The sequence below is a fragment of the Ruegeria sp. ABD4_443 genome (assembly GCF_056160865.1).
The window spans coordinates 98,219-111,056 of the sequence record NZ_JBSWYA010000002.1 but is presented as its reverse complement, the minus strand read 5'-3'; the positions used below and the strand labels follow the sequence as shown (position 1 = coordinate 111,056).

General features: G+C 62.5%; 11 protein-coding genes and 1 pseudogene. 2 read left to right on the top strand and 10 right to left on the bottom strand.

Annotated elements, in window-relative coordinates:
- Window positions 1-71 precede the first annotated feature (71 nt).
- The 5 genes from ACXAG8_RS04625 to ACXAG8_RS04605 form a co-directional block, all read right to left on the bottom strand.
- Window positions 72-1,286 carry an MFS transporter gene (locus ACXAG8_RS04625; protein WP_475222566.1) on the bottom strand — a complete coding sequence of 405 codons (1,215 nt, stop codon included), beginning with the start codon at window positions 1,284-1,286 and terminating at the stop codon, window positions 72-74.
- Window positions 1,287-1,349: 63 nt separating this feature from the next.
- Window positions 1,350-1,970, bottom strand: coding sequence for an ImuA family protein (locus ACXAG8_RS04620; protein ID WP_475222565.1), 621 nt, complete (start codon window positions 1,968-1,970; stop codon window positions 1,350-1,352).
- 58 nt (window positions 1,971-2,028) lie between these two features.
- Window positions 2,029-2,610, bottom strand: coding sequence for a retropepsin-like aspartic protease family protein (locus tag ACXAG8_RS04615; RefSeq protein WP_475223102.1), 582 nt, complete (start codon window positions 2,608-2,610; stop codon window positions 2,029-2,031).
- A gap of 42 nt (window positions 2,611-2,652) precedes the next feature.
- On the bottom strand, window positions 2,653-3,273 hold the full coding sequence (locus ACXAG8_RS04610) for a MarC family protein (protein WP_475222564.1): 621 nt from the start codon (window positions 3,271-3,273) through the stop codon (window positions 2,653-2,655).
- On the bottom strand, window positions 3,270-5,123 hold the full coding sequence (locus ACXAG8_RS04605) for an ABC-F family ATP-binding cassette domain-containing protein (protein WP_475222562.1): 1,854 nt from the start codon (window positions 5,121-5,123) through the stop codon (window positions 3,270-3,272). Before ACXAG8_RS04605 ends, ACXAG8_RS04610 begins: the two co-directional genes overlap by 4 nt.
- Before the next feature lie 108 nt (window positions 5,124-5,231).
- Between ACXAG8_RS04605 and ACXAG8_RS04600 the strand changes: the two genes are divergently transcribed.
- Both ACXAG8_RS04600 and ndk read left to right on the top strand, forming a co-directional pair.
- Complete coding sequence (locus tag ACXAG8_RS04600; RefSeq protein ID WP_475222561.1) at window positions 5,232-6,434, top strand: multidrug effflux MFS transporter; 1,203 nt, start codon at window positions 5,232-5,234, stop codon at window positions 6,432-6,434.
- Window positions 6,435-6,538: 104 nt separating this feature from the next.
- Window positions 6,539-6,961, top strand: a complete 423-nt coding sequence (ndk, locus tag ACXAG8_RS04595) for a nucleoside-diphosphate kinase (protein ID WP_008757405.1) — start codon at window positions 6,539-6,541, stop codon at window positions 6,959-6,961.
- A gap of 55 nt (window positions 6,962-7,016) precedes the next feature.
- Here ndk and ACXAG8_RS04590 read toward each other — a convergent pair.
- The 5 genes and pseudogenes from ACXAG8_RS04590 to ACXAG8_RS04570 all read right to left on the bottom strand — a co-directional run bounded on the left by ACXAG8_RS04590 (window position 7,017) and on the right by ACXAG8_RS04570 (window position 12,819).
- Window positions 7,017-7,365: pseudogene (locus ACXAG8_RS04590) on the bottom strand (TfoX/Sxy family protein).
- Window positions 7,366-7,765: 400 nt separating this feature from the next.
- Window positions 7,766-9,136, bottom strand: coding sequence for an ATP-binding protein (locus tag ACXAG8_RS04585; protein WP_475222560.1), 1,371 nt, complete (start codon window positions 9,134-9,136; stop codon window positions 7,766-7,768).
- Window positions 9,129-9,809, bottom strand: coding sequence for a response regulator transcription factor (locus ACXAG8_RS04580; protein WP_475222558.1), 681 nt, complete (start codon window positions 9,807-9,809; stop codon window positions 9,129-9,131). The genes ACXAG8_RS04585 and ACXAG8_RS04580 overlap by 8 nt, the downstream gene beginning before the upstream one ends.
- 164 nt (window positions 9,810-9,973) lie before the next feature.
- Window positions 9,974-11,410: a Do family serine endopeptidase gene (locus ACXAG8_RS04575; protein ID WP_475222557.1), complete on the bottom strand. Its 1,437-nt coding sequence runs from the start codon at window positions 11,408-11,410 to the stop codon at window positions 9,974-9,976.
- Between the two features lie 761 nt (window positions 11,411-12,171).
- The gene (locus tag ACXAG8_RS04570; RefSeq protein ID WP_475222555.1) at window positions 12,172-12,819 is read right to left on the bottom strand and encodes a nucleotidyltransferase family protein; all 648 of its coding nucleotides are present in this window, start codon (window positions 12,817-12,819) and stop codon (window positions 12,172-12,174) included.
- Between the last annotated feature and the right edge of the window lie 19 nt (window positions 12,820-12,838).

Below are 12,838 nucleotides of genomic sequence, written 5' to 3'. Positions count from 1 at the left end.
AGGTCGTTTTTGGCCCTTTTGTTGCCCCCGGCGCGATATTGAAAGATCGGCCCCCCTGCGACGCGCGGGCATCAGGCCGGGGCGGTGGCTTTTCGCGGGCGCGACCGTTTCAGCAACAGGATGACAATGGCAATGTTCAGGCCGTTCCAGAGAATCCCGTTGACGAATGCCAGGTGATAGGCCCCGGTGACGTCATAAATCCATCCCGACATCCACCCGCCCAAGGCCATGCCCAGGATGGTCATCATCATGACAAACCCCACGCGGGCGCCGGCCTCTTGCGGGGGCATGTATTCGCGCACCACCAGCGCATAGCTTGGAACGATCCCCCCCTGGGCCAGGCCGAACAACAGGCTGATGACATAAAGCGGGACCATCCCGTCATAGGGCAGGAACAGGAACAATGCGATGCATTGCAGGACCGATCCGATCAACAATGTCCGCACGCCGCCCAGGCTGTCGGCGACAAGCCCCGAGATGACCCGGCTGACAACGCCGCCCAACAGCATCAGCGACAGCATCTCGGCCCCGACCGCTGGCCCGTAGCCCAGGCCGACGCAATAGGCAACGATGTGGACCTGCGGCATCGACATGGCGACGCAGCAGCCTATTCCGGCCAGCCCCAGAACATATTGCAGTATCCGGGGCGGAATTCCCGCGCTCTGCGCGTTGATGCTGGCGCTGGCGGCGGCGGTGGTGTGGGCCTCGACCGGAACCTGCCGCCGCAGCAGCAACGAAAGCGGAATGACCACGGCCAGGGTGATTGCGGCCAGGGTCAGATACACCTGTTGCCATCCGTCGCGCGCCAGAATGCCCGCCAGTAGGGTCGGCCAGATCGCCCCGGACAGATAGTTGCCGCTGGCGACCAGCGCCACGGCTATGCCGCGGCGGCGCATGAACCAATGCGAGATATCCGCAATCAGGGGGCCAAATCCGATTGATGTTCCCAGCCCCAGCAGCAGATGGGCGGCAGACAGCATGAGGATATTCGGGGCCAACGTCGCCAGCACATAACTGATCGCGCTCAGGATGGCGGCCCCGATCAGGGCCCTGGTTACGCCCAGACGGTCGACGAGCTGCCCCAGCCACATGTTGCCCAGGGCAAACCCGATCATGGCCAGGGTATAGGGCATCGAGGCCTCGGCCCGGCCTGCGCCGAACTGCGTCTCGACGGCGGGCATCACCACGATGACGGCCCACATCCCCACATTGGCCACGGCGGCGATGGCCAGTGTGACCAGCAGGCGAAGCCAGGAGTAGCGGCTGTCATGGATCGGGTGAGTCATGCCGGAACGCTAGGGTGTGGTGGGGGTTTTGACCAGCCACATAATCGTGCGGTCGGCCCGGTATCACGAGGGGGCACCCCCGGTTTCAAGCGGTTGCAGGTTCAGACCGGCGCGCGGTTTGGACTGGACAGCAAGCCAGCTGACCGGGGGCAGGGCGCGGGCGCGACGGCGGGTCAGGGTCCAGCGGCGGGTCTGGTCCCGATGGGCCGCCGCCATATGCCAGCGCGTTTCGACCCCCTGCGCACCGCCATCGCCCGGCGTCAGCAACAGCCCCAGCGGTGCCTGGCCCATCGAACCACCCTGTTCGGCGGCCAGGTGCATCCGGCGCACGGGCGTCAGACCCGGTGCGCCGGGCAAATCGGCGATGATCAGCGGAATGGCCCCGCTGCGCAGCGCCTCTTCCATGCACCACAGCAGGTCTTCGGCGCGGGTGGGGCGCACGAACAGAAACCGCGCGGGATCGGCAAAGGCCATCATGCCGTCGGGGTTCAGCTGGCCCGGTTCCCATGCGGGCGAGATCCACAGGACCGGCCCCTGCACCTGACCCGCCAGCCACATGGCAAAGCTGCGCCGCGCGGGGCCGCAGGCCTCGTGCACGCGGGCCAGTTTCAGCGATATCTGCGGGTGCAGTACCAGCCCCGGCGCCACGCGTGCGGGTTTGCGGCCAAGAAGATGCGTAGACATGCTGTCAGTCTAGCATGTTCTCACTTTGTTCTCAATCGTGGAATCGGTCTGCGACCCTTTAACGGGACAGGATCAGACGGCCATCCGCGAACTGGATATTCGAGAACCTGTGCAGGTAATCCATCCCCAGCAGGGATTGCTCAAGATCGGCCTCGTTGACCCAGGCCGAAACGCCGGTGTCGTTGATCGGACCCAGGGCAAGACTGTCCAGACGAACCGGCGCAGTCCGCACGACCCCGTTCGCCGTGGCCGCGCGCCCGTGATAATTCAGCTGGTTCAGGTCAATCCCGGCCCGTTTTGCATCCCGCGGGCTGAGAACGACCTGGCTGGCCCCGGTATCCACCAGAAATGTCACCGGCTTGCCGTTCACCAGCATGGGCAGGTAGTAATGCCCGTCAAAAGACCGCGGGACTTCGATCGTGTTGCCGGTGACGGCCATCTGCGGCGTGGTTCCCACCGTCGAGCGGATATCATCCCATAGCCCCACAAGGGCGATCACACCGACAAAGATGAACACCCAGGCCATGGCCTGCTGCACGGTTTTTCCCAGCGATTGCCGATTATGCGTAAAGAACCACATCAAGAGCGCCGCCCCCAGAAGAACCAGATAGCTCAGGCGCCCGATTTCATATCCATCCATACCGTCACCCGGTGACAATTGCCTTTGGGGAAATATGGTCATTCATGACGCAAATCCAAAGGCCTTGAGCCCGTCAAGAATGAACTGCACCGACAGGGCGGCCAACAGCATGCCCAACAGCCGCGTCAAGACGTTCAAGCCGGTTTTGCCCAGAATGCGCGCGATCAATCCGCCCGCCAGAAAGAACAGCAGCACGACCGCCATCACGGCCAGCATCACGGCAGAGGCTGCGGCGATGCCCTGAACCCCCGGGTATTCGCCCGCCAGAAGGATGATCGTCGCGATGGATCCCGGTCCGGCAACCAGCGGGATGGCCAGCGGGAAAACCGATGGGTCGGGGTGGTCTTCTTCCTCGGCGCGGTCTTCGCGCCGCTTGGTCCGGCGTTCAAACAACATGTCCAGCGCCGTCAGGAACAGCAGCGCGCCGCCCGCCACCTTGAATGCCTCCATCGAAATTCCGACAAAGCCCAGAACGGCCTCGCCAAAGGCCGCAAAGGCGATCAGGATAAGCGCGGCGGTCACACAGGTGCGATACGCGATCCGGCGGCGCGTACGCGGGTCCATTTCCTGTGTCAGGGCCACGAAAATCGGTGCGGTCCCAAACGGGTCGATCACGACGAACAGGGTCGTGAAGGCTGTTATGAAAAAGGCCGCGTCGATCATGCCGCGGTCTCGGCCTGTTCAAGCCGCTCTGCGGCGGCGACCCACAGGGCCTCGGCTTTTTGCATGGCTTCGACCACCTCGGCGAATTTGCGGTTCCACGTTTCCAGATCACTGACACGCTCGTCTTCGTAAAGGGCGGGGTCGGCCAGCTTGGTCGACAGCTTGTCATGCATCTCGGTCAGTTTTTCGATCCGGTCTTCGCATTTGCGCAGATCGGCCCGCAAGGCCAGGACAACATCGCGCGACGGGCGCTTGGGCCGCGAGGCCTGCGGTTTCTGCTTTACCGGTTTGTCACGCGACAGCAGCATGGTGCGATAGGCGTCCAGATCACCGTCATAGGGTTTGACGGTTCCGTCCGACACCAGCCACAGCCGGTCGGCCACCAGCGACAGCAGGTGCATGTCATGGCTGACCAGGACAACTGCACCCGAATAGGCGGTCAGCGCTTCGACCAGCGCCTCGCGGCTTTCGATGTCCAGGTGGTTGGTCGGTTCGTCAAGGATCAGCATATGCGGCGCGTCAATCGTAGCCAGCAACAACGAAAGGCGCGCCTTTTGCCCGCCGGACAGGCGACCGACCTCGGTTTCCGCCTGATCTGCGTTCAGACCGAACCCCGCAAGGCGCGTGCGCCATTTACCCGGCGCTTCGTCGGGGCGCAGGCGGCGCAGGTGGTCCAGAGGGGTCTCGTCCACATGCAGTTCATCGACCTGGTGTTGGGCAAAGTACCCGATGCGCAGCTTGGTGCTGCGGGTCATCCTGCCCGCCATCAGGGGCAGACGGTCGGATAACAGCTTGGACAGGGTGGATTTACCCTGACCGTTCTTGCCCAGCAGGGCAATCCGGTCGTCCTGATCGACCCGCAGGTTCAGCCGCCGAAGAACCTCGGTTTCGCCATAGCCTGTCACGCCGCCTTCGACCTGGATGATCGGAGGAGAAAGCTCTTCGGGTTCGGGGAAAGTAAAGGCGCGCAGGGCGGCCTCTTGCGGGGTCGAAACCAGCTGGATGCGTTCGATCATCTTCAGGCGCGATTGGGCCTGCACGGCCTTGGATGCCTTGTACCGGAACCGGTCCACAAAGCTCTGCAAATGGGCGATGCGGGCCTTGGCCTTGGCATTCTCGGATTCCGCCTGCGCCAGGCGCTCGGCGCGGCGTTCGGCAAACTTGTCATACGGTACGGCGTAATACGTCAGCTTGCGGTCTTCGAGATGCAGGATCGACCCCACCGCGCGATTCAGCAACCCGCGGTCGTGGCTGATGATGATGACCGTGTGCAGATATTTCGCCAGATAGCTTTCCAGCCACAATGCGCCCTCAAGGTCCAGATAGTTGGTCGGCTCGTCCAGCAGCAACAGGTCGGGTTGCGCAAACAGCACCGCCGCCAGCGCCACGCGCATGCGCCACCCGCCCGAAAAATCCGAACAGGGGCGCAGCTGGTCTTCGTCGTCGAAACCCAGCCCCTTGAGGATCGAGGCCGCGCGGGCCTCGGCTGACCATGCGTCGATATCGGCCAGGCGGGTCTGGATCTCGGCAATGCGGTCCGGGTCGGTGGCGGTGTCCGACTCGGCCATCAGCGCACTGCGTTCGGTATCGGCCGCCAGAACCGTGTCGATCAGCGAGACATCGGACGAGGGGACCTCTTGCGCGACCCCGCCAATCCGGGCGCGTTTCGGGACCGAGATATTGCCCGATTCCAGCGAAAGCTCGCCCCGGATCAGGCGGAACAGGGTTGTCTTGCCGGTGCCGTTGCGCCCCACAAGCCCGACCTTGTGGCCATCGGGGATTGTGGCGCTGGCCCCGTCGAAAAGGGGCCGACCTTCGACCGCATAGGTTATGTTCTCGATCCGTAGCATGCGCCGCTCTTAGCAGAGGCCGCAGGGGGCCGCCAGCGGCATGGCATGTTCTTCCCGGACGGGCCGTGATAGCAGTAGCCATATTCACGAGATTAGACGGAATTCACCATGCGCCGGGCGCAATCACCACCCCATCTGGGCACGTTGATCCTGATCACCGGAGTGTCGGTGATGTCGCTGACGATGTTGGTGCCGTCGATGGCCCATATCGGCCAGGATCTGCAGGCAGATTACGCGTTGGTCAATGTGGCGCTGGGCGGCTACCTGGCTGTTTCTGCGGTCCTGCAACTGATCATGGGGCCATTGTCCGATCGTTTTGGGCGGCGTCCGATTCTGTTGATCTGCATGCTGGTCTTTGCGGTTGCATCTCTGGGATGTGCGCTGTCGCCGTCAATCTGGAGCTTTCTGGCCTTTCGCCTGCTGCAGGGGGCGGTGGTGGCGGGGCCGGTGCTTGCCTATGCGTCAATCCGGGACTTGTATCCGCCCAACCAGGCGGCCAGCAAATTGGGATATGTCGCAATGACCATGGCCGTCGCGCCGATGTTGGGGCCGGCCCTTGGTGGCACGCTGGATGTTCTGTTTGGCTGGCGGTCGGGGTTCGTGCTTTATGCGGCGCTGGGGGCCGGGGTTCTGGCCTTGCTGTGGGTTGATCTGGGGGAAACCAATACCAACCCATCGCCGACCTTCCTGACCCAGATGGCGGAATATCCCGGCCTGTTCCGCGCCCGCCGGTTCTGGGGCTATGCCCTGTGCGCGGCATTTTCGATCGGCGGCTTTTTTGCCTTTATCGCCGGTGCGCCTCTGGTATCTGCTGCGTGGTTTGACCTCAGCCCGGCGGTGCTGGGCGTTGGCATCGGGATCATTACGGCAGGCTTCATGGTGGGGAACTTTGTCACCGGCCGCATCGCCGCGTATACCCGGCTGAGTTCGATGATCCTGGCCGGACGGGTCTTTGCCACGGCGGGGCCTTGCCTTGGGGTTATCCTGTTTGCCCTGGGCCAGGGTTCGGTCTGGGTGTTTTTCGGAGCGGCGATCCTGGTGGGGTTCGGCAATGGTCTTACCAACGCAAATGCCATGGCGGGTGTGATGTCGGTGCGGCCGCACCTGGCCGGCAGCGCCTCGGGGCTGTCGGGCGCGATGACCGTGGGTCTGGGCGCGGTCGTGACATCGGCCACCGGGGCGCTGGTGAGCGACGGGAACGCTCCGTTCATGGTGCTGACCATCATGGGCGTCTGCGGGTTCGCCGGGTTGCTGTCAATCCTCTATGTCCGACGGATCGACGCCCGCGACCCGCTTGCGGGCACGATCTGAACCGCACCGCATCATAGTCCTTTTCTTACCAGCGATACCGTGCTAGGCGGCGCGCGATGGATTTCGGCGCAGTGTCTGCGCCCTTTAATCAAGGAGAGTCCGACATGGCACTGGAACGCACTTTTTCGATCATCAAACCCGATGCAACCCGCCGCAACCTGACTGGCAAGATCAACGCCAAGTTCGAAGAGGCCGGCCTGCGCATCGTCGCGCAAAAGCGCATCCACATGACCAAGGCGCAAGCGGGCAAGTTCTATGACGTCCACGCGGAACGCCCGTTCTATGACGAACTGTGCGAATTCATGTCGTCGGCCCCGGTTGTTGTTCAGGTTCTGGAAGGCGAAGGCGCGATTGCCAAGAACCGCGAAGTGATGGGTGCAACCAACCCCGCAGACGCAGCCCCCGGCACCATCCGCGCCGAGTTCGCTGAATCGGTTGGCGAAAACTCGGTCCACGGTTCGGACGCCCCCGAAACCGCCGCGGTCGAGATTGCGTATTTCTTCTCGGGTATCGAACTGGTCGGCTAATCGCGATCAGATCACCGAAACGGGGCCGCGCCTTTCCAGGTGCGGCCTTTTTCGTTCAGACCGGCTTTAGATCCTGCGGGGTGACCTGAACCCCGATCCGGTCCAGGTCGGCGATCATCTTGCTTGCCGGTGCTGCCGAAGCGCCAGACTTGATCTGGTCAAACCGTTTGCGCAGGTCGGTTTTCTCTTGTCCCTTGCAGTCGTTCCAGGGGCGTCCCTGCAGCCCCATGACCAGAACGTAATACCCGATGAAATGGGGTTTTGTGCCTGATTGCAGCAGTTTGGCATAGGCCGCATCGGCCCCCAAGGGCGCGCAAGTCCTGTGCCGAATGGATACCGGCGCGGGCACAAGCCTGTTCGAAGGCCGGGCCAAGGTTGCGGATCGAGGATACAGGGTCGGTCATACCCCGTCTTAGCGCGCCACCGGTGACAAGTCACCCGCATGCGGCCGAAACCTCTGAGATCATCAAGACGCGGGAAAAGGGGTCGGCAAAACCCGCCAAACCGCCCGGCGGTGGCACGCAGTTCCAAACCGTTTCGACCCTTCCCAGCGCGCGGCCTCACCTGTTCAAAGGCGTAATTTCCGAAATGCAGCCCGCCCTGTTCAAAACACGATATCCCGGTTCCAGCAGTCCGACCGGCAAGATACGTGGGCAGGGTGGTTGATTTTCAAAAATACCATGTATTTCAGGTATATACCCGTTAACGCTAATGTTGAAAATAGGGCGACGACTGGATCGGCCCCTATGTGCCGTCGGACACGCAGGACAAGGACAACGGCCTGGCGATTGGCGGCACCCCGGCCTAGGGGCGTCGCGCAAGTTTCAGTGTGGTTTCCAATCCGGGCGCGCGGTTTGCGGCCTGCAACTCTCCGCCATGCATATGCGAAATGGCCGAGACCAGAGCCAGACCAAGCCCCGCATTGCGGTCGGTTCGCGCCGGGTCCAGGGTCACAAAGGGTTGTTTCAGCCGGTCAAGATCAGCCTCGGGGACGCCGGGGCCGCGATCCCGGACACCGAGCAGGGCAAATGGCCCGGTTTCGTGAACGCCAATCGTGATCTCGGTGCCCGTCGGTGCATAGCGCAGCGCGTTTTCCAGCAGGTTGGACAAGGCCTGCGACAACAGCGGGCGGTGGCCCTTGATTTGAACGGCATCCCCTTCGATGACAAGCCGGACGTCCCGGTCGGCGGCTACGGGGTCGTAAAGTTCGACGACATTGGCGGCCAGCGCCTTGAGGTCCACGGGTTCGAATTGTTCCCGGCCAAGCCCGGCCTCGGCGCGCGAAATCTCGGTCAGTTGCGACAGGACCCGCAGGACATGGTCGATTTCGTTGGTGGCACGGGCAATGTCGGCCTCGCGGTCCTGATCGCTTTGGCCGGGATAGGACAGGGCCTCGACCCTTTGGCGCAGCCGCGACAGCGGTGACCGCAGGTCATGGGCAATGGAATTGGACGTGGTGCGCAGGTTGCTGATCAGTTCTTCGATGCGGTCCAGCATGTTGTTCAGCGTACCAGCGACCTGATCGAACTCGTCGCCGGTTCCGCGCAGGGGCATGCGACCGGACAGGTCGCCCGACACGATATTTTCGGCCGTTGCGGCAATGTCCTTGAGGCGCGAAAAAACCAGGCGCGTCAGCAGCCATCCGGTCAGAATGCTCAGCGCCAGCGCCGTCGCCAGCGCAAAGCCCACGGAATGCAGCAGCACCCGGTCAAATTGCTGACGGGCCAGGGCGTCGCGGCCCACCAGCAACCGCTCGCCAGCGGGAAGCCGGATCGAGGCGGCCGAGATTGGCACCAGCTCATCACTGTCCGCCCGGCGCAGTTCAAGATCGACCCAGCCGCTGCCGGCGGTGATCTCTTCCGGCCATTGCCTGAGGTTTCCGGCCAGCTTGACGCCCAGCCGGTCGGTCAGCAGGTACAGCGCATCGCGTTCGGACGCGCTGGGCAGGCGCCTTTCTATCGCGGTCATCAGGCCGATCAGGCCGCGGCGTTCATATTCATCGGCAAGCCCTGTCAGTTCTGCCGACACTACCGATCGGGTTTCCCCTTCGATGGTCCGGTTCGCAGTGACATAGACCAGCACCAGAACGGTTGCCGTCAGCAGGGTGCTTAGCACCATGCTGGCCAGGACCAGACGCGTGCGCGCGTTCCTGAAAGACAGGCGCAGCCTATCCATCGGAAACCATGTATCCGGCCCCGCGTACGGTTTCGATCAGGGGCGGCGCGTCGCCCTCATCCAGTTGCCGGCGCAGCTTCGAGATATGGACATCAACGACATTGGTGTTCGGGTCGAAATGGTAATCCCAAACGCCTTCCAGCAGCATGGTCCGCGACACGACCCTGTTCTTGCGCCGCAGAAAAAACTCGAGGATCTGGAACTCTCTCGGGGTCAGCGTGATTTCGCGCCCGCCGCGAGTGACCTTGCGGGTCAACAGATCCATTTCCAGGTCGCGGCAGGTCAGGGTAGGGGTTTCCTCGGCCTCTTGCGGGCGCCGCAGCAGCGCTTCGATCCGGGCGTGAAGTTCCTGGAACGAGAACGGTTTGACCAGGTAATCGTCGGCACCGGCCCGCAATCCTTTGACGCGCTCGTCAACCGCGCTCATGGCGGTCAGCATCAGAACCGGCGTCTTCAGCCCCGCGGCCCGCATCGACTTGACCAGGGACAGCCCGTCCAGGCCCGGCAGCATCCGGTCCAGAACAACCAGGTCGAAACCGCCATCGGTGGCGTGGTACAGACCTTCGCGCCCGTCTGCGGCCGCTTCAACCACATATCCTTCCTCGCCAAGTCCCTTGGCAATAAAGTCGCGCGTATCTTCGTCATCTTCGACGATCAAGAGGCGTCGGCTCATGGTCGAAATTCCTTTCGCGTAGATATAACCACATATACCCATTAAAAAAAACCTGCCGGGTGCGGTTTCCGCACCCGGCCGTCCCGACTTCACGTGGACAATGCGTGACCGCCGGGAAATGCGCGCGCCGAAATCCCCATCGAAAGGCGCGCGCGTGTCTGTGGTCAGGCGATCTCGACCGCGACAAAGATCTGATTGCCGCCCCGGTTGATCAGGACAAGCGCCGGATTGGTCTTTTCGCTTTGCAGCGCGGCTTTCAGCGCCTCGGGGGTCGCGGTGTCCAGTGCGCCAAGCCGCACGATCACGTCGCCGCGTTGCAACCCGGCCCTGGCGGCGGGGCTTTCTGGCTCAAGCGAGGTCACGACCACACCGTCCAGCGTTTCCGGCGCGCCCATTTCAGCGCGCGCCGCGTCCGTCAGCGGGGCGACCGTCACGCCAAGCGCGGTGTCCGACACCGTTGCGTCGACCGGGTCCTGGGCGTCAGCCGATGCGGATTGGAATTGTCCGATCGTCAGCTCAAGCTGTTGGGTATTCCCGTCGCGCAGGACCGTCAGAACACTGTCGGACCCAACCCGCGTGGTGCCGACCAGAATGGGCAGGTCGCTGCTGTCATCAACCGACTGGTCGTTGAAGGACAGGATGACATCGCCTTGCCTCAGAACTCCGTCAGCCGGGCTGCCGGGCACCACGTCGGACACCAGCGCGCCCGTCGCGGCGTCGATGCCGATGGCCGAGGCAAGCTCGGGGCTGACATTCTGGATCGAAACACCCAGCCAACCCCGGCTGACCTGTCCGTCATCGCGCAGGTCGGCCGCGATATGTTCGACAATGTTCGAGGTGACGGCAAATCCAAGCCCGACCGATCCGCCGCTGGGCGAATAGATGGCCGAGTTCACACCGACGACTTCGCCTTCCATGTTGAACAGCGGGCCGCCCGAGTTGCCCTTGTTGATGGCGGCATCCGTCTGGATGAATTCGGCATAGGGACCTTCCGAGATGTTGCGGCCCTTGGCCGACACGATCCCGGTGGTGACCGTCGAGCTCAGGCCAAAGGGGTTGCCGATGGCGACAACGTCTTCGCCGACCCGGATGTGGTCGCTGTCGCCAAGGTCAACGGCCTGCAGGTCTTCGCCCGTATCGATCCTGAGCAGGGCGATATCGGTCAGCGGGTCCGTCCCCACAACTTCGGCGTCGAAGGACCGGTCGTCGGACAGGCGCACGGTCACCGTGCTGGCGTTTTCAACAACGTGGTGGTTGGTGACGATATAGCCGTCCGCGTCCAGCACAAACCCCGAGCCCAGCCCCTGGCTTGGCCCGCGTTCGGGCATTTTGAACCCTTCCGGTCCGCCGAAACGCTTGAAGAATTCACCAAACGGGTGGTTGTCCAGGTCAAAGTCCTGCCCCTGCGCAGGCATTGGCTGTGCGTCTTGCTTGGCGATGATGGTGACGACCGAGGGTGATACGTTTTCAACCAGATCGGCCAGCGCCTCGTCAGCCAGAGCGGGAATTGCCGTGCCGGCCAACAGGGCCGCGCCAAGGGCGCTGGCGCCGGCCCAGCTTGTCGTGCGGGGAAAGAGAAGGGATGATTTACGAATGCTCATTCTAAGTTGGTCTCCTGTCAAAGGCGCGGTTTCATCTGCGCTTTGAAGGGACAAATGGGACACCCTTCTGTGAATATCCTGAGTGGAACATTAAGAAATCTTAATTTCGCCATATTCGACCGGCTTCATCGCAATTGGCGGTGTCGGAACGGCGCCTGACGCAGGCGGAATCAGGCGGATCGTTTTGCGGCGAATCGGTGAATTGTTGCCGAAATGGGTCGCAATGGACGAAAAGCGTTGAATTGAATCAATTTCGTTAACAGCGAGGGGTCGGAAATCGAAGCTTCGGAGTAACTCTCCCTATGGTAGAATATCACTGCGGGGAGGGCTTTAGGTTTGCGCCTTAGGTATTTGCAAAACTATCAAAATGACCTTTGGGTGCGCGATGAACCAAACAACATGCGCAATACCGGGAAATAATCAGCAACTTTGGGTAGAGTTGCGCCAGGCGCGATGTTGCGGAAAAGCCATTCCAAATTCTGTAAAATTGGCTGTGTCGGTCAGTTTTACGTTGTTTGACGCTGCGTGATCGGTGACGATGTTCATGTCCAAGTGAGGGGGAGCCCGAAGGCACTAGGGGGTGCTTGACGGCAAAACTCGATCATCGGAAGCGCTGAGCGGCATGTTAACGAGGGGGTCTGTTTCGGTTCAGCAGCGTATTTGTCCGACGTCTGTTCGACGTTGTGACCGCGCTTTCGGGGTTGGTGAAAGTGGTAGTCCTGTACTTGGCAGCCGGCCCGGTCGTTCGCGACCGGGCCGTGTTACTTTTGGGCAGGATTTTTTGGCGTAGCAGGCTGTCGTGCGGGGGTCCGCCGGTCACGGTCTGATTGCCAAGCGGCCCAATCCTCGGGCGTGTCCAGGTCCCGAACGGCGTGATGACCCGGCAGCGGGTGCAGGTGAACCTGGTTTGCATGTCTGCGGATAACGGCCTGTGCCCCGCTATCCCCGGAAAGCTGTCCCAGTTCCGCGAATAGGGCGCGGTCGAAAATGACCGGGTGGCCGGGCTGTCCTTGGGCGCTGGTGCCGCGCCATATACGCATGTCCGGGTATGAGCGGGTGGCCTGAACAAGTGCGTGCAGATCGTCCGCCGTCAGGTCGGGCAGGTCGGCAAGCAGGACCATGACCGCCGGTGCGTCCGGCGGAACATGTGCCAGGGCGCCGCGCAGGCTGGCATTCATCCCCTCATCGGCATCCGGAATTTCAACGCCCTGAACCGGCAAACCGTCCAAGGCATCGTGGCGCGGGTGCGGGGCCGGGGGCAGGGCAACGATCACAGGCCCCACGGCGGCGGCGGTCTGGGCTGACCGGCGCAGCAACGGCACGCCGTCAACCTGTCGCATCAGCTTATCCGAACCGCCCATACGGCTGGACCGGCCCGCGGCCAGAAGAATGACGGGAATTTCGCTCATGCGCGTATTTAGCAGCCGT